Below are 20,931 nucleotides of genomic sequence, written 5' to 3' on the forward strand. Positions count from 1 at the left end.
GACCCCATGGCCGAGACGGTCACCCCGGCGGCGCAGGACACCCCACCACCGGGAAGCACCCGCCGCGAGCGTACCGGCTGGTACTTCTACGACTGGGCCAACTCGGCCTTCCAGACCACAGTCATCACGGTGTTCCTGGGGCCGTACCTGACCAGCGTCGCCAAGCTCGCCGCCGGCTGCGAACCCGGTGCCGACAACTGCACCGGCTACGTCTATCCGCTGGGCATCAAGGTGGCCACCGGGTCGTTCTACCCGTACACGATCTCGCTGTCGGTGCTGCTGACCGTCTTCGTGCTGCCGGTGATCGGGGCCGTGGCCGACCGGTCGCTGCACAAGAAGCGGCTGCTGGCCGCCAGCGCGTTCACCGGCGCGTTCGCCACCATCGCGATGGTCTTCGTCACCGGCGACCGGTACCTGCTCGGCGGCGTGCTGCTGCTGATCGCCAACATCGCCTTCGGGGCGTCGATCGTGGTGTACAACTCGTTCCTACCGCAGCTGGGCGGGCCGGACGAACGCGACGGCATCTCCAGCAGAGGCTGGGCGCTGGGTTACCTCGGTGGCGGTCTGCTGCTGGGGTTGAACCTGGTCGTGGTGCAGTCGTTCGACAACGGCACCGCCGAACGCACCCTGGATATGGCCCGCTGGTCGATCGTGTCGGCCGGGCTGTGGTGGGCGGCGTTCACCCTGGTGCCGCTGCGCTGGCTGCGGGAGCACCCGACCGCCGCCGCGCTGGCCGCCGGTGGTCGCGGCAACGTGCTCACCGACGGGTTCCGGCAGCTCGGGCGCACCCTGCGGGGGATGAAGGCGTACCCGCTGACGCTGTTCTTCCTGCTGGCGTTCCTGGTCTACAACGACGGCATCCAGACCGTTATCACGCTGGCCAGTGTGTACGGCACCGAGGAACTACGGCTGGGGCAGAGCACCCTGATCGTGACGATCCTGCTGGTGCAGTTCCTGGCCTTCGGCGGCGCGCTGACCCTCGGCGCGCTGGCCGGTCGGATCGGGGCGTGGAAGACGGTGCTGCTGAGCCTGGTGCTGTGGACCGCCGTGATCGTCGCGGCGTTCCGGTTGCCCGCCGAGGCGCCACTGCCGTTCATGGTGCTCGGCGCGGCCATCGGCCTGGTCCTGGGCGGCAGTCAGGCGCTGAGCCGGTCCCTGTTCAGCCAACTGATTCCCGCCGGCAAGGAGGGCGAGTACTACGGCTTCTACGAGATCAGCGACAAGGGCACCAGTTGGCTCGGACCAGCGGCGTTCGGGCTGGTGTTCCAGCTCACCAACTCCTACCGGGTCGGTCTGGTCTCGCTGCTGATCTTCTTCGTTGTCGGCTTCCTGCTGCTGCTGGCGGTGCCGATCCGCCGGGCCATCGTCGCCGCCGGTAACACCCCGCCCCGGGTGCTCTGACCCGCCGGGCGTCGCTGCGATGATCGACACCGTCGAGCGACCACTCGCGCGTGTCGGGTGCGTGCCGCACTAGGCTGCCGGTCCGTGACGACCGACGATGCCGTACCGACCTGCCTGGCCCGCCCGCCGCTGCCCGGTGAGGACGACAACCCGGTCGGGTGTGTCGCCGCCCGCGGCGTCGACGGGCGGCCCGCGCACGCCGCCGCGCTGCGGTTCTACTGGGGGCCGATGGACTGCGGCAAGTCCACGATGGCGCTGCAGATGAACTACAACCATGCCCGGCAGGGGCGCCGGGGACTGGTCACCACCCGCATCGACCGTTCGCTCGGACCGCAGGTGACCACCCGCATCGGACTGGCCCACGAGGCCATCGAGGTGACCGACGCGCTCGACCTGCGCACGCTGGTGCGCGACGCCTGGGCCGACGGCGTACGGGTGGACTACCTGATCTGCGACGAGGCCAGCTTCTACTCGGTCGAGCACGTGGAGCAGATGGCCGACCTGGTCGACAGCTACGACGTGGACGTGTACGCCTTCGGCCTGGCCACCGACTTCCGCTCCAGCCTGTTCCCGGCGGCCCAGCGGTTGTTCGAACTGGCCGACTCGGTGGCCCGGATCCAGGTCGAGGTGCTCTGCTGGTGCGGTCGCGAGGGTCTGCTCAACGCCCGCGTCGCCGACGGACGGGTGGCCCGCGAGGGCGCCCAGGTCGTGATCGGCGACACGGTCGACACCGCCGACGTGCGCTACCAGGTGCTCTGCCGTCGCCACCACCGTGCCGGTGACCTCGGCCCGCGCCGTGCCACGCCCGGCGCCGGAGCGCACCTGCCTGGATAACGAAACGATCACCGCTGCGAACCTTTCCCGGGGGTCGGCCCCTTCTGGTGCATGACGACAGCAACCAGGGGCCGCACCGGCCCGCGAACCGGCGGGGGTACAGAACGAATGAGGTTCGCGTTGCGGCGCGCCCGGGCCACGAAGGGCCTGCTGCTGGCGGCCGCCGGGGCGGCGCTGGTGGCCACCGTCGCGCTCACCGGGCTGGCGGCGTACAACCGGGACGTCGTGGACTCCGGCACCCGGAACGTGCTGACCGCGGCCACCGCCGAGGAACGGTCGATCCTGGTACGCGCCTCCGCCGGCCGCACCGCCGAGGCGCTGCGGGAACGTGACGACGCGTTACGGGAGCGGGTGTCGGCGGATCTGGCCGGTCTGCCGGCCCGGGTCAGCACCGCCGGCTACGCGGCCGGTCGGCAGTTACGCGGCGACACCGGAGACGCCGCCGCCGACCGCAGCGGCGCCACCTACGCGTCGGTGATGTTCCTCGACGATCTACCCGCACACGCCCGGCTGGTCTCCGGGGCGTGGCCGCAGCCCGGGGCGAGCCCGGTGCAGACCGCGATCGCCGAGGTCGCGGCGACGACGTTGCGGGTGGGTGTCGGCGACCGCATCCCGATCACCGACGGGCTCAGCGGGCGGGTCACCGAGGTGCTGGTGGCGGGCGTGTTCACCCCCGTCGCCCCGGACGCCGCGTACTGGCGGCTGGCGCCGGAGACGACGACCGGTTCACTGCCGCAGGCGGCCACCTACGGCCCGATGACGGTGTCCCGGGACGACTTCGACGCCCACTTCCTGGCCAACGCCTCAGCGGGCTGGCTGGTCGAGCCCGACCTGGCCGGGGTCGGTCCGACCGCCCTGGACCGGCTCGCCGACGCCGCGGGCCGGATCACCACGAGCACCCCGGCCGAGGCCGGACTCGGCGAGTCGGCGGTGGTCACAAGCGACCTGGTGGCCCTGGTGCGCCGTCTGCAGCAGGCCACCCTCGTCGGCCGGTCCGCCCTGGTCACCCCGATGCTGCTGGTGGTGGTGCTCGGCGGGTACGCACTGCTGCTCGTGGCGATCCTGCTCACCGAGCACCGGCGGGGTGAGACCGCGCTGCTGCGGGCCCGGGGCGCGGCCCGCTGGCAGGTGGCCGGGCTGACCGCCCGGGAGGCCACGTTCGTGGTGCTGCCGGCCGTGGTCCTCGCCCCACCGCTCGTCGTGGAACTGCTGGGGCTGGCCGGCCGGATACCCGGGCTTGCCGCCGTGTCGTTTCGGCAGGACCTCGCCGCCGACTCGATGGTGTGGCTGGTGGCCGGCATCGCCGCCGCCGGCTGTGCGGCGGCGATGATCGGCCCGAGTCTGCGCCGGGGCGACAGTTACGTCGCCGACCTGGCCAGCCGCTCCCGCCCGAGCCGCCGGGGCATGGTGCAGCGGGCCGGGCTGGACGTGCTGCTCGTCGGCCTGGCCCTGCTCAGCTGGTACCAGCTGAGCCGATACTCGTCCCCGCTGTCCCGCTCGCGCGGTGGTGAGCTGGGTGTCGACCCGCTGCTGGCGGCAGCGCCGACGCTTGGTGTGCTGGCCGGGGCGGTGCTCGCGTTGCGGCTGCTCCCGGTGCTGGTGCGGCTGGCGGAACGCTGGGTGGACCGTAGGCCGTGGACCGCCGTGATGCTCGGCACCTGGCAGGCCGGCCGGCGTCCGCACGCCGGCCCGGTGCTGCTGCTCGCCCTCGCCGTGGCGGTGGGCACCCTCGCCTGGTCCCTCGCCGGGACGTCCCAACGTTCCCTCGACGACCAGGCCGCCCACCGGGTCGGCGCCGACCTGCGCCTGACCGAGGCCAAGGGTGCGGCCCCCGACGGCCGCGCGGACCAGCTCGCCGCCCTCCCGGGGGCCCGGGCGGTGCTGCCGGCCTGGCGGGAACCGGTCCGTCTCGGCTCCGGCACCGAACCGGCCACCATGGTGGCGGTGGACGCCGGCACCGCCGACGGGGTGCTGCGGCTCCGTTCGGACCTGGCCGGTGGGTCCACCGACCGGCTGCTCGCCGGCCTCGCGGACGCCCGGGTTCAGGCGCCGGAGACGCTGTTGCCGGCGGGCACCCGGCGACTGACCGGGCAGCTGCGTACCCGGGGCGGCGACGGCGACAACGGCACGCGCATCCGGCATGAGGTGGTGCTCAGCGACGCCCGGGGCGAGCACCGCCGGGTGGCCCTGGGCGCCACCGGCTGGGGTGGTGAGCCGCTGCGGTTCTCCGTCGAGCTGCCGGCCAGCGACGAACCGTGGCGGTTGGCCGGCTTCACCGCCGATACCCTCGGTGGCCCGCGGCTGAGCCTCGACTGGCGGCTGTCCAACCTGCGGGCCAGCCCGGACTCCACCACCGGCGCTCCTGTCGACCTGGCGGTGGACGGGGCGTGGCAGCTTGTCGACCGCGCGGGCGCGGCGACCGCGGCGACGGTTTCCGGCAGCACCCTGGCCGGCCGCTACGAACGGGACATACCGGCAGGCTGGTTCGCCCGGAACACTCCCGTGCAGCTGGCCGTCACCCGGCCGGCAGGGACGAACCAGGTGCCGGTCGTCGCCACCGGTGCTGCGCTGGACATGCTGCACGTCGACGTGGGCGCGCAGACCCGGCTGTTCCTGGGCGGCGCGGAGGTCGACGTCGTTCTGACGGACCGGGTCGCGGCCCTGCCCGGCGACGTGCGGGACGCCGCGTTGCTTGTCGACCTGCCGTCGTTGCGGACCCGACTGTTCCACGAGCGCGGCATCGTCCGCGCGCCCCAGGAGTGGTGGGTCGCCGCCCGACCCGGTGCTGCGGCGCAGGTGGCCGGAGCTGCCGCCGCGCTCGACGGGCTGACCGTGCTCGATCGCCAGGACGTCGCCGACGAGTTGGCGCGCGACCCGTTCGGGGTGGGTGCCCGTGGTGCGCTCTTCGTCGCCGCCCTCGCCGCGGTGCTGCTGGCCGCGGTGGGTGTGGCCGTGGACGTCAGCGCGACGGCGCGGCGCCGGGCCAGGGAACTCGCCGTGCTGCACACCCTCGGCGCGGGTCACCGTCTGGTGGCCCGGTCGCTGCTGGCCGAGCAGTCGTTGCTGGCCGGCATGGGGGTGCTCGTCGGGTTGGCCGTGGGGATCGGTGTGGCGGCGACGATGGCCCCGCTGGTGATCCTGACCCCGTCGGCGGACCGTCCCGATCCCCCGCCGCTGCTGAGCGTCGACTGGCCGCCGGTGTTGGGCACCGGCGTCGGACTGCTGGCACTGGCACTGGCGTTCAGCGCCGCGGTGTCGGTGAGCGTGCGGCGGCGGCTCACCGCCGCGCACCTACGCGCCGGGGAGGCCCAGTGAGCGCGAGGAGTGAGCTTGCGAGCCCCGCAGTCGCGAACGAAAGGCCGGCCCAGTGAGCGCGAGGAGTGAGCTTGCGAGCCCCGCAGTCGCGAACGAAAGGTCAGCCCAGTGAGCGCGAGGCGGATCAGGGCGTACGGCGGACAGGTGGGCCTGCTGGCGGTGCTGGGATTGGTCGCGGCGCTGCTGCTGACCGCCGCGCCCCGGTTGACGGGTGAGTACGCCGATCGGGGGTTGCGTGCGGACGTGGCCCGGCTACCGCACCTGGTGCGGGACGTGTCGCTCGCCGTGGAGCGGCCCGCGCCGGCCGTGGCCGGGCAGGCCGACCTGGACCGCTACGCCGCCGAGTTGCCGCAGCCCCTGCCGAGCCTGGTGGACCGCCGGTGGTACGCGGCGTCGTTGGACGAGGAGCAACTGCTCGCCAGCGGCGCCGCCCCGCCGATGGACGGCGGCGCCCGGAAGATGTTCGGCCTGCGCGCGCAGACAGGTGTCCCGGAGGCCGCCGAGCTGACCGCCGGGCGGTGGCCGCGTACCCGCCCGGGTGGTCCGGCGGAGGTGGTCGTGTCCGGGGCGGTGGCCGAGACGCTGTCGTTGCGTGCCGGCCAGCGGCTGCGGTTCGCCGGTCGGGACGGTCAGGCGTCCGCGCGGATCGTCGGGGTGTTCGAGCCGCGTGACGCCGGTGACCCGGTCTGGGACGACCTGGGCTACGCGCTGGAGCCGGTGATCCCGGTGCTCGACGGTGAGCCGTACATCGTGGCGGGGGTGACCGACTGGGTCGGTGTGGACGTCGTCTCCGCCGGCAGTGGCGTACCCGCGGTCAGTGGGTGGCGGTACCGTCTCGACGAGCGGCGGCTGAACGCGGCGACGCTGGAGTCGGTGACCGCGGCGGTGGCCGAGGCCCGCCGTATGTCGTGGACCTCGGGTGCGACCGTGCAGACGTCACTGGACAGCGCGCTGTCGCGTTTCGCGGGGCAGCTGCACGCCGTGCAGGCGCTGCTCGGCGTCGTGCAGGCGGGTCTGGTCGCCAGCCTGCTCGGGCTGATCCTGCTGGCCGCCCGGTTGACGGTGCTGCGGCGACGCGACGAGTTCGCGTTGCTGCGGGCCCGGGGCGCGGCGCTTTCCGCCATCGGGCTGCGTACCCTCGCCGAGTCCGCGCCCGTGCAGCCGCTCGCCGTGTTTGTCGGTTGGCTTGTGGGCACCCGGGTGCCGGGCCGTGACGGGGCGTTTCCGTGGCTGGTGGTGGCGTTGGCGGTGCTCACCACGGCGGCTGTGCCGGTGCTGGCGATGCACTCGCAGCGGCGGGTCGCGGTGGTCACCGGACGCGCCGATGTCGCCTGGCGGCGCCCGTCGGCGCGGCGGCTGACGGTCGAGGCGGGCGTGCTGGTGTTGGCCGGGCTCGGTGTGGTGCTGCTGCGCCGTCGCGGTCTCGACCCGGGTGCCGGTGTCGACGCGTACCTCAGTTCGGTGCCGGTGCTTGTCGCGGTCGCCGCCGCGCTGGTGGCGGTACGCCTGTTGCCGTGGCCGCTGCGGCTGGCCGGCCGGCTGGCCGCGCGGGCCCGGGGCGCGTTGCTGTTCCTCGGGGTCGCCCGGGCCGGACGGGGTGCGGCGGTGGCGTTGGGTCCGCTGGCGGTGCTGATCGTCGCGGTCAGCACCGGGGTCTTCGGCGGGGTGGTGACCACCACCGTCGGCGCGGCCCGGGACCGGGCGGCCACGTTGGCGGTGCCGGCGGACGCCTGGCTGACCGGGTACACCTTCGCTCCGGACGCGCAGGACGCGTTGGTCCGGGTGTCCGGGGTGACGGCGGTGGCCCGGGTGTGGGTGGACTCGAATCGGCGGCTGGTACCGGACGCCGGTACGCCGTCGCGACAGATCGGTACCGCCCGGGTGCTGGTGGTGGACGCGCCGGCCTTCGCCGAGGTGGTGGCGGGCAGCGGCGTCGACGTGGATGTGCCGGCCGCGCTGCGGGCTGCCGCCCGGGGCGACGGGCCGGTGCCGGCGGTGGTGTCGCCGCCGGTGGCCGGCGATGTCGGTGACCGGGCGGCCGTCGACGTGCAGGGCAGGTTGTACGACTTCCGGGTCGCCGGGGTCGCCGACGCGTTCCCGGGCGTGGGGTTGGGCACCGAACGGTTCGTCGTGCTGCCGTGGCAGGCGCTGCCCGAGTACGAGTACACGCCGATCATCCCGAACCGGTACCTGGTCGCCGGTGACGACGTCGACGAGGCGCAGTTGCTGCGGGTGGCCGACGACGCGCAGCGGCAGCGGCAGTCGGACGTGCTCGGCGTGCCGGTGACGCGCACACAGGTGCCGGCGTCGGTGCAGACCCGGCGGGCGTACCGCGAGGACCTGGACCGCACCGGGGCCAACGACGTTCTGACCTTGGCGTTCACCGCTGGCGCGGTGGGCGGCACGGTACTGGCCGTGCTCGCCGTCGGGTTCGCGGTGGTCGCCGACGCCGCCGGCCGGGGGCGGATGCTGTCCCGGTTGCGCACTCTGGGCCTGTCCGCCGGTCGTGGCCGGCGGCTGCTGGTGTACGAGCTGGTGCCGTTGGTCCTGGTCGCGGCGTTGGTCGGGGCTGCGGTGGGGGTGGCCCTGCCCCGGATCCTGGGGCCCACCCTGGGGTTGTCCGCGTTCGTGCCCGGTGTGCCGATCCGCGATCACCTGGATCCGCTGGTCCTGATCTCGGTGTTGGGGCTGGTGGTGGTGGGTCTGATGACCGGCCTGGCGGTGGAGAACCTGATGAACCGACGGATGCGCCTCGGTGAGGTGCTGCGTCTGGGAGAGGAGAACCCGTGACTGTGGTGCCGGATGTTCCGGACCTGGCGACGTTGCAGCGGCGTGCGGCGGAACGGGCGGCTGCCCGGGCGGGCGGCACCGACCGCCTGCGCGGGCACATCGTCTGCGACGGACTGGTCCGCATCTTCACCAGCGAAGGGGTGGAGGTCGTCGCGTTGCAGGGCCTCGACCTGGTGGTGGACCGTGGTGAGCTGCTGGCCATCGTGGGCGCGTCAGGTTCCGGCAAGTCGACGGTGCTGAACATCCTGTCCGGGTTGGACACCCCGACCGCGGGCATCGCCCGGGTGGCCGGCTACGACCTGCTGACCATGTCGGCCGCGAAGCGGTTGGCGTACCGGCGGCACACCGTGGGGTTCGTGTGGCAGCAGACCGGACGCAACCTGTTGCCGTACCTGACCGCGCAGGAGAACGTGGAGCTGCCGATGCGGCTGTCGCGTCGGGGTGGCCGGGCCGCTCGGCGGCGGGCGTCGGAGCTGCTGGAGATGGTCGGCGTCGGCTACTGCGCGGACCGTCGGCCGGGGCAGATGAGCGGTGGCGAGCAGCAGCGCTGCGCCGTCGCGGTGGCGGTGGCCAACGACCCGGAGGTGCTCTTCGCCGACGAGCCGACAGGTGAGCTGGACGAGGCGACGGCCGGGGATGTCTTCGCCGCGCTGCGCACCATCAACGCCGAACTGGGGGTGACGGTGGTGGTGGTGACCCACGACCCGCAGGTCGCCGCTCAGGTTCGCCGTACGGTGGCGATCCGCGACGGCCGCACCGCCTCGGAGGTGCACCGCACCGCGCGGGTGGGTGCCGACGGCGTCGAGGAGCTGGTCACCGAGGAGTACGCGGTGCTGGACCGGGCCGGGCGGATGCAGTTGCCGGCGGGCTTCGTGGACTCGTTGGCGCTGCGGGACCGGGTGAGGCTGACCCTGGAGTCGGACCACGTGCAGGTCCGCTCCGGCGACGAGAGGAGTGCGCGGTGAGCGAGCAGGATCTGATCCGGGTCGACGGGCTCAGCCGTGACTTCGGTGGTGGCGACCGGGTGGTCCACGCGGTACGGGACGTGTCGTTGCGCGCCGGGAGGGGTGAGCTGGTGGCGGTGCGGGGCCGCTCCGGGGCGGGCAAGACCACTCTGCTGAACCTCATCGGCGGCCTGGACCGGCCCACCTCGGGGCGGGTGTGGGTGGCCGGCCACGACATCACGGCGGCCAGCGAGAAGGATCTGTTGCGGCTGCGCCGGGACACCATCGGGTTCGTGTTCCAGTCCTTCGGGCTGATTCCGATCCTGTCCGCGGCGGAGAACGTGGGGGTGCCGATGCGGCTGGCGAAGGTGCCGGCCGCGGACCGGGAGCAGCGGGTGTCGGTGCTGCTGGAGATGGTCGGGTTGGGTGGGCACGCCGCGCAGCGGCCGTACGAGATGTCCGGTGGGCAGCAGCAGCGGGTGGCGATCGCCCGGGCGTTGGCCAACGACCCGGCGTTGCTGATCGCCGACGAGCCGACCGGCCAGCTGGACTCGGAGACCGGTCGGGCGGTGATGGACCTGCTGCGGGCCCTGGTGCATGCCCGGGGGATGACGGCGTTGGTCGCCACGCACGATCCGACGCTGGTGGAGCTGGCCGACCGGGTGCTGGTGCTGCGGGACGGCCGGCTGGTCGAGGCGGCGGAGCCGGTCGGGGTGTGACAGGTCAGTACGGGTCGCCGCAGACCCGCCAGCCGCCGTCCTCGCGTACCACCGCGAGGTCCCGCTGTTCGGTGCCGCCGGTGTCGCGGGTCAGCAGCACGGTGACCGTGCCGTGCGGCCGGCCACCGCGGGTGGCCACGGACACGTCCACGATCTCGTAGTCGCGCACCACCGGCGGGGTGCGTACCCAGCTGGTGAAGCCGAGTTCGCTCCATCGGGTCCGCGCGTCGGCGCAGAGCCGCTCGTACGCGCTGCCGGTGTCCCCCGCGGTGACCTCGCGCAGAAACCCCTCGGCGGTTTCCCGGACCGGGGTGGCGGCCTGGGTGACAAGTTGCAGGTTCCAGGCGCCCAGCCCGGCGACCCCGACGCAGCACAGCGCGATCCCCGCTGCGGCGACGGCGAGGCCGGTCCGCATCGGATGGCGTCGCCGGGCCGGTCTGCTCCACGGCTGCGCAGCCCCCACACCACTCGACGGTAGAGAATCGGCCGCCGTGGCGGGCGGAAAGTGGGTGTGGCCGGGCGGGACCGCGCCGCGTCCCGTCCGGCCACACCCGGGGGCAGGCCGGTGGTCAGGCCTTGATCTCCTTGCGGCCGTTGCCGGTGGCGCTGATGGTGACCCGGCGGGGCTTGGCCCGCTCGGCCACCGGGATCCGCAGCGTCAACACGCCGTTGTCGTAGCCGGCCTCAAGCTTGTCGGTGTCGAGGGTGTCGCCGAGGAAGAGCTGGCGGCTGAAGACGCCCATCGGGCGTTCGGCGGCGACCAGTTCGACGTTGTCGCCGGCGGGGCGGCGACGTTCGGCGCGCACGGTGAGCACGTTGCGCTGCACCGTGCAGTCGATGCTCTCCGGGTCGACTCCGGGCAGGTCGAAGGCGGCGTAGAAGTGGTCGCCGTCGCGGTAGGCGTCCATGTGCATGACGGCCGGACGGCTGGTGCTGCCGAAGAACTGCTCGGCGAGCCGGTCGATCTCACGGAACGGGTCGGTGCGCATCAACATCGGGGTTACCTCCTCGGTTCTCCTGGCCGAAGGTCCTTAGTTGAGTCCATGCGACTCAACTTCCGCTTCTTTATTTAGCGCGCCGGCACGCGCGTCGTCAAGTCGGCCGGCGACGGCCCAAACGAGCACTAGCGCCAATTGGTTTGTTATGGAAACCTGTTGGCATGACTACTGCTTCGGTGCCCGCCGACGGGGATCCCCGTCGGCTGCTGTCCGACGTACGCGCCCTCACCCGGCAGGTACGTCTCGACCAGCGGGTGACCTGGCTCGCCCTGCTGGTGCTGGCCACGGTGACGCTCGTCGGGATCCCGTTCGACTGGTACGGCATGTCGGTGCGCTGCCTGCCCGACGGCAGCTGCGAGTTCTCCCGGCGAGGCGTGCTGTACTACTGGCCCCCCGCGCTGCTGCTGGCGTACACGACGATCGCCGTCTGCTACGTGCGAGCCGCCCGCGCCCGAGGGCTGGGTTCCCGGGTGCTGCCGTACGCGATCACCGGTGCCGTGACGACAGTCGTGTTCACCGCCGCATGGGTGGCCGCGGCCCTCTACTTCCCGAGCAATCCGCTGCCGGAGCAGCCATTGCCGTACTGGTGGATACTGGTGGACCGGCTGTTCACCCCGTGGAGCATGATCGGTATCGCGCTGCTGGTGCTGGCGCGGTTGGAGCGCAACCTCGCGCTCGGGCTGTTCACCGTCGGCTACCTGGCCATGGTGCTGCTCGTCCTGCCGATGAACGACGGCTGGGGGCCACCCCACTGGGGCATCCGGGCAGGCATGGCGTTGCCGCAACTTGTCAGCGCCGCCGTGCTGCTGCTCGGCACGGCCGGCTTCGCGGCAGCCCGCCGCCGGCACCGGTGACGGCCATGACCGGCACTCCGGACCCGAGTGACACGCACCCGGCCACCGGGTTGGACGACGTGGTGCACCAGCGAGTCCGGCTCGGCATTCTCGCCATCACCCACGAGGCGCGCCGGGTCGAGTTCGGTTACCTCCGTACCCAGCTCGACCTGACCGCCGGCAACCTCTCCAAACACCTGAGCGTGCTCGGAGAGGCAGGTCTGATCGACGTGGAGAAGGGCTACGAGGGCCGGCGCGGCCGTACCTGGATCACCCTCACCGCCGCCGGTGACACCGCCCTCACCGAGGAGGTGCAACGGCTCAAACTGCTCATCGCGCGAGTCGAGACGACCGGCACCACGCAGCGTCGGTGACCTCGGCGTGGCTACCGGTCACCGGGGGTGAACGGCAGCCACGCCGACCGCCACGGCGAGCACGCCGGGCGGGTTAAGGTGCTGCGATGGGTACCCATTCCGCCGCGGTCGAGGCGCTCAAGACCGACCCGCGCACCGCCTCGCTGCGCCGCTCGCTTGAGGTCTACTACGGCAACCCCGACCGGGACGCGGCGATGGACGCCTTCTACGCCCGCTTCGTGCGCCCCGGCGACCTGGTCTTCGACATCGGGTCGCACGTGGGCGACCACATCGGCAGCTTCCGCCGGCTCGGCGCCCGGGTCGTCGCCGTCGAACCGCAACCACTGTGCCTGCGGGCGCTGCGGGCCATCTACGCCGACGACGACCAGGTCACCCTGATCGAGGCGGCCTGCGGTGCCCAACCCGGCCGGATCGGCTTCCTGGTCAACTCGGCCAACCCCACGGTCTCCACCGCCTCCACCGACTTCGTCGCTGCCGCCGCCGGCGCGGGCGGCTGGGAGGACCAGGTCTGGGACGGCCAGATCGAGGTACCGGTGACCACCGTCGACACGCTCATCGCCGAGCACGGCACGCCGGCCTTCGTCAAGATCGACGTGGAGGGCTTCGAGGACGCCGTGCTCGCCGGACTGAGCCACCCACTGCCGGCGCTGTCGTTCGAGTTCACCACGATCGGACGGGCTGTCGCGTTGCGCTGCCTGGACCGCCTCGCCGCGCTCGGATTCGGCGGATTCGACGTGGCCCTCGGCGACGACAAGTCGCTGGCCCTCGGGCGGTGGGTCGACGCCGAGGAGATGGCCGCGTACCTGCTCGCACTGCCGCACGAGGCCAACTCCGGCGACGTCTACTGCGTCCGCACCACGGACGGTTGACCGGGGGCCGCTCCGTCGGCCGTCGCGGTCAGCCGCGGCGACGGGCCCGGGCCGCCCAGATGGCGTACGCGGGATCCCGGTCCAGGTTGTGCCGGTCCCGGTCGTAGCGGCGGGTGGTGCGCGGGTCGGCGTGGCCCATCGCGTCCTGCACGTCCTCCAACGGCACTCCCTCGGATCGCGCGGTGGTGGCGAAGGCGTGGCGCAGCGAGTGCGGGGACAGCCGGGCCCAGGCGGGGATCCCGGCACTGCGGGCGAGCCGCCGGACCAGCCGGAACACCGAGTGTCTGTCCAGTCGGGCACCGCTGGCGGTGACCAGCAGCGGACCGGTCAGCCCTGCCACGTCCACCCGCTGCGCGGCGGCCCGCTCGGCCAGGTACGCGTCGACGGCGTACGCCGTGCCCGGGGTCAGGGCCCGGCGGCGGACCTTGCCGCCCTTGCCGACGAAGCGCACGCTGCGGTGTCCCCGCTCGGCGCCCAGGTCGTCCAGGTTCAGCGAGACCAACTCCCCCACCCGCAGCCCCAGGTCGGCGAGCAGGGCGATGGCGGCGCGGTTGCGGGCGGCGGTCGGCCCGTTCTCGGCCTCGGCGGCCGCGAGCAGCGCGTCCACCTCGTCCGGGGTCAGACCGACGGTGACCGAGTGGTCCCGATCGACGCGCGGCCGGTCGGCTCCGGAGACCGGGTTGGCCTCGACCGCCCGCAGCTTGACCAGGAAGTCGTACCAGCTCGACAGCGCGGACAGCTTCCGGGCCACCGTCGCCGGGGTCAGCGGGCGGCCGGTCCGGGCGGCCACGCTGCTTTCCAACTCCCGCCCGTACTGGTTGACGTGCAGGAAGTTCGCGCGCAGCGGGTCCAGTTCCCGGGTGGCGCACCAGGCCAGCCAGCCGGCGACGTCGCGGCGGTACGCGTCGCGGGTGTGCTCACTGAGCCGCCGGTTACGCAACCACGCGTCGGTGACGGCCATCGGCCCGTCGGGTAGGGCCGGGTAGGCCGACGGGCGGTACTGCACCTGATTGTTCTGCGGACGCATGTGAAAAATGCTCTCAGTCCCGCTGTGGGTTGACGATCAGGCGCGCCGACATTTCATGATCGGCCGCCGCCGGGACGGAACACCGTGTCGCACCCGACCCCTACGCTGACCCGGTGCTGTCTCAGGTCAACGGACTGTCCCGACGATTCACCGAGGACACCCTCCGGGCGTACCTGCTGAGTCGCTCGACGCGGGCCGCCACCGGATGCCTGATCGTACGCGGCTACGGCAGCCGACGCGGGGTGCACCAGAAGCTCGCGGGTCGGGCGTGGGCGCACATCGCGGCGTACGCGGTCTTCGTCGGCGATTACGATCCCGCCCTCGAAGTCCACCACGACTGCGGGGTGCCGGACTGCATCGAGCCGACCCATCTGCGCCAGCTCAGCCACGCGGACAACTGTCGGGAACGCACGCAGCGTCCACGCTGCCGCAACGGGCACGAGCGGGAGGTCGAGCCGGCAACGGGCCGGCTGCGACGGGTCTGCCGGGTCTGCAACCGGCTGGCGCAGAAACGCTGGCGGGAGCGTCAGGCGGCGGAGGTGGCCGAGGCCCGTGCGACGTACGGCCGAGCGTCGTCCTGACCACCGCCCGAGGTGCGTCGCGGGGCCGGGGCGCGGCCGATCGGCCGCGCCCCGGCCACCTACCGGTCAGCGGTTCCGGTCGCTGCCCGGATCCGTCGGCAGCACCGTGAAGGTGAACGCCGCGCTTGTCGGACGGCGCAGCGAGATGCCGCACTTGATCCGACGCAGGACCTCGTTTCTGCTGAGGCCGAGCCCGTGCGCGATGAGCTTCTGCGGGCGTACCGGAACCGGGTCGTCGAAGGCGACGTCCACCTGGACGGGCCACGCGACGTCGAGCACCGCCGGCGGGGCCACCAGCCGCCAGGCCCCGGTCCAGTCGAGGGTGAACCGGTTACGCCGGGCGAACTGTGGATCGAGCAGCGTGGACGCCACCAGTTCCGCGTCGTTGACCCGGTAACCGGTCAGCTCGACCGGATCGAACGAGCTGACCGGAGTTCGCTCGCACACGGTCAGTTTGCTGGTCCGATCGCAGGCCACGCAGCGGACCAGCAGCCACACGTCCAGCAACTTGTGGTTGGCGTTGACGCGGAACCTGCCGGGGCCGGTGGTGGCCGACTCCGACCGGCAGTCCACGCACCGCAGCGACAGCAGCGGCAGCCTGGTCCGACGGACGAACCAGGGCAGCACGATATGAGGTTGTGAAGACACGATTGCTCCGAAGACCTGACACGAGGCCGATTGCGCGCGGCCTCAAGCGCTGTACGACCGGGCGCGCGAGGGCAGCCCGGCGAGGCCGACAGGGACGTCGGCTACCAGAGCGGAAAAGATGTCAGGTTCAGAGAGCAGGCGGGGTCACGCGGGTATGTGTCCTCTGTCTTCACTGCGACGGGTCGTCGGCAACCTATGGCAACGCCCGGATGAGGCTCAACCGGTTTTCCGTCCCGAGCCGCCGCAGGCTCGACCGCTGGATGCTCGGCGTCAGCCTGGGCTGAGGATGCAGAAATCGTTGCCCTCGGGGTCGGCCAGGCACCGCCACGACACGTCGCCCTGGCCGACGTCGACGACTCTGGCACCGAGCGCCTCCAGTCGCGCCACCTCCGCCGCCTGATCATCACCGGGGTACGGCTTCAGGTCGAGGTGAACCCGACTCCACCAACTCCTCGGCCCCGGCTTGCGCAGGAACTCCAGGTACGGTCCGACGCCCTGGGCCGACCGGAACCGCGCATGGTCATCGGTCACCTCGTGCACCGTCCAGTCGGTCGCCTCACCCCAGAACCGGGCCATGGCGCGCGGATCCGCGCAGTCGACCACCACAGCGGCGATCGGCCCGGTGTCCCGGTAGATCTCCCGAGGCTCCAGCACGCAGAACACGTTGCCCTCCGGATCGGCCAGCACCGTCCACGGGACGTCGCCCTGACCGATGTCCGCAGGCGTCGCGCCGAGGTCCACCAGGCGGCTCACCAGCTCCGCCTGGTGTGCCGCAGAGGTGGTGGCGAGGTCGAGGTGCGCGCGGTACCGCACCGTCTCCGGATCCGGGACGATGACGACGTCGATGCAGACGGCTGTCGGGTCCGGCCAGGCGAAGCCCACGGGTTCGACGTTGACCACGCCGGGCTCCTCGATGGAGACACCCCAGCCGAGCGCGTCCGCCCAGAACCGGCCGAGGGCTGATTCGTCCCGCGCCTTGAGGTTCACCTGGACAAGTCGCAGCGCCATGCCGCCCACCCTATGCCTGAGCGAGGTCGGCGAGCGCGACCGCCCGGTCAGCCCGCCGCATACACCAGCGCAAGTCATTACGCACATTAACTGTCATTATGGTGCACGCACGTTATGTCCGATTGCTGGGCACTAATTAACGGATTGCAGTAACCGATAATCCGGTAATGTGCGAAGTGTGAATGCCTGTTGGCGACGATCAGCCGCTCCGCCAACCAGGATGCCCGTGCGCGCCGTGTCGTCGCGGCGGTCCGCGAGCTGGTCACCAACGCGGACGCCACGGCAGTGGCCTCGGCCGACTCGAACTGAGACGGCTGCGGCGCGGGCGGTCGCGCTCCCGTGCCGCAGCCGAACGACCGGGCCTGACGCTGCGGGCCGCCACCTGGCCAGCCAGCTGACCCGGGCCCTGCTGATGGACAAGCGGCGCCACGGCTACTGGTGAGCCCTCGGTCGCCGCCTGATCCCTCCCCCGCCGCACGCACATCGCCGAAGGCCGGCGGTACGCCAGGAAGCTCTAGGCGGGGCCGAGAAAATCTGGCCTCCCGAGACTAGACATTCTCGGCGGGAGTGGGTAACGTTGCCTCCGTTGACGACAGAGATCGGTTGAAGACGCTGACGGAACAGGCCGAGCGTCAAAGCAGGGCCCGGAACTTCTCGCGGCTCGCTCGGCACTGCGGTGGGACCAACAGCACCGCACGCAACACGGCAAGTGCGCGACAAGACCTTGACGTAACTCCAGGTCAGGGCAACCGCAGGCAGGGCCGATGCAGGTTCGGGGCTCTGCCTGACGCAGCAGGAATCCGCCGCACGTGTGCGGGGCCATGAAGTCGCGTGAGGCTCCCACACCGGCGGACAGCACCGCAGGAAATGGAAGAAGAGGAAAGGGAGGGCTGGACGCCGTTGGATCGCCCGCCGTCAGGATGTAGTTCCAGTTCTGCGGTGGACGCCGTTGCTCCATCGAACGTGAGGTGGTCTCCGGTCACGCTTATGCGATCCTCGCACCGCATGCCGACGACGGCACGGTGCGGAAACGAGAAACCGACGAGCCTGTCGGTGGATGGTGTATTCAACCCGTAGCCCTGGGCCCCGGCGCGTTCTGCGCCGGGGCCCTCGTTCACGACGAGGAATGTATGGCCCAACCTGACGACATGCTCAACGACGACGACTACCCCGCCTACACCATGGGCCGTGCCGCCGAGATCGTGGGCGCCTCGCAGGACTTCCTGCGCCGCCTCGACGAGGCGAAACTGATCATCCCGTTCCGCTCCGCCGGCGGACACCGCCGCTACTCCCGCTACCAGCTGCGCCTGGCCGCCCGAGCCCGGGAGATGGTCGACCACGGCACCGCCCTCGAAGCCGCCTGCCGGATCATCATCCTCGAAGACCAGCTCGAAGAGGCCCTCCAGCACAATCGGGACCACGAATGCCGCCAGCAGCCCGGCGCTGCCTGACTCCACGCCGCACGGTCCTTCCCCGTCATGGGGAGGGGCCGTCTGTCATACCCGAGGAATCTGCGGACGCCGGGGCTGCTACCGGTCGCCTGTGCTAGGGTCCCTCCAGTTGCAGTTTTGATTTCCGTAGACGTTGCCAGCGCCTGATGGGTTATCTGAAACCTGTCCAGGCGCTTTTTCGTTTTCCGTGTCGGTTCGCGGCGCGGGCGATCAACGCGGCGGCGTAAGAGTCCGCACACCGCGGTCTCCACCAGCCTGCGAAGGAGCAGACATGGCTACAGGTACCGTGAAGTGGTTCAACGCCGACAAGGGCTTCGGCTTCATCGCCCAGGACGGTGGCGGCGCCGATGTCTTCGCCCACTTCTCCGCGATCTCATCGAGCGGCTTCCGCAGCCTCGATGAGAACCAGCGGGTGGAGTTCGACATCACCCAGGGCCAGAAGGGCCCGCAGGCGGAGAACATCCGCCCGCTCTGATCCCATTCTGCGAACAGCGGCCCGACTGGTTCAGCGGGCCGCCGTTCGGCATTTCGGGCACATCATCGGCGGGCCGGTACCCCGTCTGCTGATGGCTCACGCCGGCCGTTCACGTGGCGCGGCGACGACGGAACCAGGAACGTCGTCGCGGCACCGACGGTGCGGCGGCGGGTGCGGGCGGGGCCGTCGCCCGACGCTCGTCCCGCCACCGTCGTACCACCGCGTCGGCGTCGGCCGGGCGCACCGCGACCCGTGGGCCGGACGGGTTCCGCAGCCAGGCCAGCACCTCGGCGTTGAGGTCGGCCACGACCGCCCGCACAGCCTCCTCGGTGGGCAGGTCACGGACCTCGTCGGACAGCTGCTCGATGCGGCGACGCAGCAGCAGCGGAGTGGGCAGCAACAGGTCGGTGGGTACCTGTTCGCGTTCCAGGAAACTCTTGATCCACCAGGACTCGTCGTACGGCAGGCCACGACCGGCGATCGGCCTGCCCGCACCGGGCAGGTTGTCGAACTTTTCGCGCTCCTGGGCCGACCTGATCTGCGCCTCGACGGAGGCCTCCCACCGCATCTCCAACCTCGCCACCTCCCGGGCACAACCGTAACGTGACCACCGTCTCCCGATTGCGCAGCGTCACGGACCGGGGTCCCCATTCCCGGTGCCCTAGGCTCAGGCAGAAGGTGGGACGGGGGTCACGGGCATGGTGGGTACAGCGGGAATCGTCGGGATCGGGTTGGTCGCCCTGGGAATGGTGCTGACGCCGGGCCCGAACATGGTCTACCTGGTGTCGCGGTCGGTGACCCAGGGCCGGCGGGCCGGCCTGATCTCACTGCTCGGGGTGGCCGCCGGGTTCGCGGTCTACCTGGCTGCCGCGGTGGCCGGCATCGCCACCGTGTTCGTGCTGGTGCCGACGCTGTACACGGCGGTCAAGCTGGCCGGCGCGGCGTACCTGCTGTGGCTGGCGTGGCAGGCGTTGCGCCCGGGCGGTCAGTCGCCGTTCAACCCGGCACCGCTGCCACCGGATCCGGCCCGGCGGCTGTTCACCATGGGGCTGGTCACCAACCTGCTCAACCCGAAGATCGCCATCCTGTACGTGTCGCTGCTGCCGCAGTTCATCGACCCGGCGCGCGGCAACGTGGCCGGGCAGAGCCTGCTGCTGGGGCTGACCCAGATCGCCGTGGCGCTGACGGTGAACGCGCTCATCGTGCTGACCGCCGGTGGCATCGCCGGGTTCCTCAGCCGGCGACCGCTGTGGCTGCGGGTCCAGCGGATGGTGATGGGCACGGTGCTGGCGGCGATGGCGGTGCGGATCGCCGCCGACCGTTCCCGCGCCGCCGTCGCCACCGGCTGAGCCGGTCGTCCGCACCGCCGTCGGCTGAGCCGGCCGGTCGACGTCAGCGGCGTACCGCCCCGGTGGCCGCGTCCAGCAGTTGCTCCAGGATCACCCGGGTGGGCAGGTGCGACAGCAGGTGCGCGACACTGCGGTCGGCGTACCGCCGCTCCTGCTCATCGACGGCGTCCAGCGCATCGCGCACCTGGCCGAAGACGTAGTTGGCCAGGCTGGTGACCGCACCACGGAACGCGGACAGGTCCAGCGGCGGCACGGTGCCGGCTGTCGCGCGGTACCCGTCGAGCAACGCGCGCGCACCCGCCACGTTCACCGCCCCACCGGGGACCACGGCCCAGTCCAGCAGTGCGTTCGCCAGCTCCCAGCTGGGTGGTTGACCGCCGGCGTGTTCCCAGCCGACGACCACCAGGCGGCCGTTTGTGGCCAGCCGGGTGCTCGCCGGGCCCAGGGTGTTGTGGCAGAGCACAGGTTCCGGCGTCCCGATGTCGCTGCCGATGCCGTCCAGGTCGGTCAGGGTGGCCGCCGCGGCGCTGAGCGCGGCAGCCCAGCCGGCGTGGCGGGCCGTGGCGCTGGCGGCGAGGCCGGGCCAACTCTCGGTGTCCAGCCGGGAGCCGTGCCACGGGCTGACCCGATCCACCGGCAGGCCGAGTCCGTGGATGGTGGCGAGCACACCGCCTACCGCACGGGTGACCGACGAACGGGCCGGAGCGAGCAGTGGCGGCCCGGAATGCAGTCCTTCGTAGACTCGCCAACGGTGCCCGCCGATCGTCTCCACGATCCGGCCCGCGCGGCTGCGTACCGGGGTCGGGAGCAGCACACCGGCGGCTGCGGCGGCCTGCTGCAACGCCACGTCGGTCTCGGCGTCGACGATGGGCCACCAGGTGTCCATCGTCCGCACCGCCCAGCGACCGCGGTCCGTCACCAGTGACCATCGGCGGCCCATGTCGTCGGCGCGGGCCACGGTGCGCATCTCGCCGACGACGTCACCGAGGCCGTAGCAGTCGGCGATCGCGCGGGCCAGCGACACCTCAGCGATCCCGGCCCGACCGCGCGTCCGGTCGACCTCGGTCTTCAGGGCTGCCCAGCTGGGAAAACCGTACTGCTCGGCCAGCCGGGCCTGGGCGCTGGTCAGCGTCGTGGCCGGGTCGATGTCGCGCAGACCGGCCAGCAGATTCTTGGCCTGTTGACGCAGGTGGTCGAGGCTGGGGTTGTCGGGCAGAACCTTCACACGGCACCTCGCTTCTCGCCCGGACCCGCACGGGCGGAACTGAGCTCCGGTGTCCGTCGCTCTCAAAGGAGGTGGTGGGGTGGCTTCAAG

General features: G+C 71.9%; 20 protein-coding genes. 13 read left to right on the forward strand and 7 right to left on the reverse strand.

Annotated features, from left to right (window positions below; translation table 11 throughout):
* The first annotated feature begins 6 nt into the window (after positions 1–6).
* From CLT74_RS06980 to CLT74_RS07005, 6 genes are all read left to right on the forward strand, one after another.
* On the forward strand, positions 7–1,401 hold the full coding sequence (locus CLT74_RS06980) for an MFS transporter (protein WP_099845811.1): 1,395 nt from the start codon (positions 7–9) through the stop codon (positions 1,399–1,401).
* A 114-nt stretch (positions 1,402–1,515) separates the two neighbouring features.
* A complete protein-coding gene (locus CLT74_RS06985) occupies positions 1,516–2,235 on the forward strand; it encodes a thymidine kinase (protein WP_486582700.1) in 720 nt (239 codons plus the stop codon).
* 108 nt (positions 2,236–2,343) lie between these two features.
* Entirely contained in the window at positions 2,344–5,550 is a 3,207-nt protein-coding gene (locus tag CLT74_RS06990; RefSeq protein WP_099845812.1) for an ABC transporter permease, read from the forward strand.
* 108 nt (positions 5,551–5,658) lie between these two features.
* Positions 5,659–8,340 (forward strand): FtsX-like permease family protein, encoded by a 2,682-nt coding sequence (locus CLT74_RS06995; protein WP_099845813.1) that lies wholly within the window; start codon positions 5,659–5,661, stop codon positions 8,338–8,340.
* On the forward strand, positions 8,337–9,305 hold the full coding sequence (locus CLT74_RS07000; protein WP_099845814.1) for an ABC transporter ATP-binding protein: 969 nt from the start codon (positions 8,337–8,339) through the stop codon (positions 9,303–9,305). Before CLT74_RS06995 ends, CLT74_RS07000 begins: the two co-directional genes overlap by 4 nt.
* Positions 9,302–10,003, forward strand: a complete 702-nt coding sequence (locus CLT74_RS07005) for an ABC transporter ATP-binding protein (RefSeq protein ID WP_099845815.1) — start codon at positions 9,302–9,304, stop codon at positions 10,001–10,003. Before CLT74_RS07000 ends, CLT74_RS07005 begins: the two co-directional genes overlap by 4 nt.
* Before the next feature lie 4 nt (positions 10,004–10,007).
* Here the strand turns inward: CLT74_RS07005 and CLT74_RS07010 are convergent, their stop codons facing one another.
* Together CLT74_RS07010 and CLT74_RS07015 are read right to left on the reverse strand one after the other, a co-directional pair.
* Positions 10,008–10,466 (reverse strand): Rv0361 family membrane protein, encoded by a 459-nt coding sequence (locus CLT74_RS07010; protein ID WP_099845816.1) that lies wholly within the window; start codon positions 10,464–10,466, stop codon positions 10,008–10,010.
* Positions 10,467–10,572: 106 nt separating this feature from the next.
* Positions 10,573–10,998, reverse strand: coding sequence for an Hsp20/alpha crystallin family protein (locus CLT74_RS07015; RefSeq protein WP_099845817.1), 426 nt, complete (start codon positions 10,996–10,998; stop codon positions 10,573–10,575).
* Between the two features lie 164 nt (positions 10,999–11,162).
* On the opposite strand from CLT74_RS07015, the gene CLT74_RS07020 reads away from it, so the two are divergent.
* From CLT74_RS07020 to CLT74_RS07030, 3 genes are all read left to right on the forward strand, one after another.
* Positions 11,163–11,855, forward strand: a complete 693-nt coding sequence (locus CLT74_RS07020) for a hypothetical protein (RefSeq protein WP_099845818.1) — start codon at positions 11,163–11,165, stop codon at positions 11,853–11,855.
* Positions 11,856–11,860: 5 nt separating this feature from the next.
* Entirely contained in the window at positions 11,861–12,208 is a 348-nt protein-coding gene (locus CLT74_RS07025; protein WP_099845819.1) for a transcriptional regulator, read from the forward strand.
* An 86-nt stretch (positions 12,209–12,294) separates the two neighbouring features.
* Positions 12,295–13,077 (forward strand): FkbM family methyltransferase, encoded by a 783-nt coding sequence (locus tag CLT74_RS07030; protein ID WP_099845820.1) that lies wholly within the window; start codon positions 12,295–12,297, stop codon positions 13,075–13,077.
* A 28-nt stretch (positions 13,078–13,105) separates the two neighbouring features.
* Here CLT74_RS07030 and CLT74_RS07035 read toward each other — a convergent pair whose 3' ends face one another.
* Entirely contained in the window at positions 13,106–14,104 is a 999-nt protein-coding gene (locus CLT74_RS07035; RefSeq protein ID WP_099845821.1) for a tyrosine-type recombinase/integrase, read from the reverse strand.
* A 113-nt stretch (positions 14,105–14,217) separates the two neighbouring features.
* Here CLT74_RS07035 and CLT74_RS07040 point away from each other — a divergent pair, with 113 nt between their 5' ends.
* Positions 14,218–14,685, forward strand: a complete 468-nt coding sequence (locus CLT74_RS07040; RefSeq protein ID WP_099845822.1) for an HNH endonuclease — start codon at positions 14,218–14,220, stop codon at positions 14,683–14,685.
* 66 nt (positions 14,686–14,751) lie between these two features.
* On the opposite strand, the gene CLT74_RS07045 is transcribed toward CLT74_RS07040, so the two are convergent.
* Positions 14,752–15,312 carry a DUF1062 domain-containing protein gene (locus tag CLT74_RS07045; protein WP_486582081.1) on the reverse strand — a complete coding sequence of 187 codons (561 nt, stop codon included), beginning with the start codon at positions 15,310–15,312 and terminating at the stop codon, positions 14,752–14,754.
* Positions 15,313–15,603: 291 nt separating this feature from the next.
* Positions 15,604–16,341, reverse strand: coding sequence for a VOC family protein (locus CLT74_RS07050; protein ID WP_099851474.1), 738 nt, complete (start codon positions 16,339–16,341; stop codon positions 15,604–15,606).
* Between the two features lie 1,130 nt (positions 16,342–17,471).
* On the opposite strand from CLT74_RS07050, the gene CLT74_RS07055 reads away from it, so the two are divergent.
* Both CLT74_RS07055 and CLT74_RS07060 read left to right on the forward strand, forming a co-directional pair.
* Complete coding sequence (locus CLT74_RS07055; RefSeq protein WP_099845824.1) at positions 17,472–17,792, forward strand: MerR family transcriptional regulator; 321 nt, start codon at positions 17,472–17,474, stop codon at positions 17,790–17,792.
* A 271-nt stretch (positions 17,793–18,063) separates the two neighbouring features.
* Complete coding sequence (locus CLT74_RS07060; RefSeq protein ID WP_099845825.1) at positions 18,064–18,267, forward strand: cold-shock protein; 204 nt, start codon at positions 18,064–18,066, stop codon at positions 18,265–18,267.
* 109 nt (positions 18,268–18,376) lie between these two features.
* Here CLT74_RS07060 and CLT74_RS07065 read toward each other — a convergent pair whose 3' ends face one another.
* The gene (locus tag CLT74_RS07065; RefSeq protein WP_486582701.1) at positions 18,377–18,835 is read right to left on the reverse strand and encodes a DnaJ family domain-containing protein; all 459 of its coding nucleotides are present in this window, start codon (positions 18,833–18,835) and stop codon (positions 18,377–18,379) included.
* A gap of 130 nt (positions 18,836–18,965) precedes the next feature.
* Between CLT74_RS07065 and CLT74_RS07070 the strand changes: the two genes are divergently transcribed.
* A complete protein-coding gene (locus tag CLT74_RS07070; protein WP_099845827.1) occupies positions 18,966–19,616 on the forward strand; it encodes a LysE family translocator in 651 nt (216 codons plus the stop codon).
* A 43-nt stretch (positions 19,617–19,659) separates the two neighbouring features.
* Here CLT74_RS07070 and CLT74_RS07075 read toward each other — a convergent pair whose 3' ends face one another.
* Positions 19,660–20,841 carry a phosphotransferase gene (locus CLT74_RS07075; RefSeq protein WP_099845828.1) on the reverse strand — a complete coding sequence of 394 codons (1,182 nt, stop codon included), beginning with the start codon at positions 20,839–20,841 and terminating at the stop codon, positions 19,660–19,662.
* Positions 20,842–20,931 lie beyond the last annotated feature (90 nt).

It is taken from the genome of Verrucosispora sp. CNZ293 (assembly GCF_002754655.1).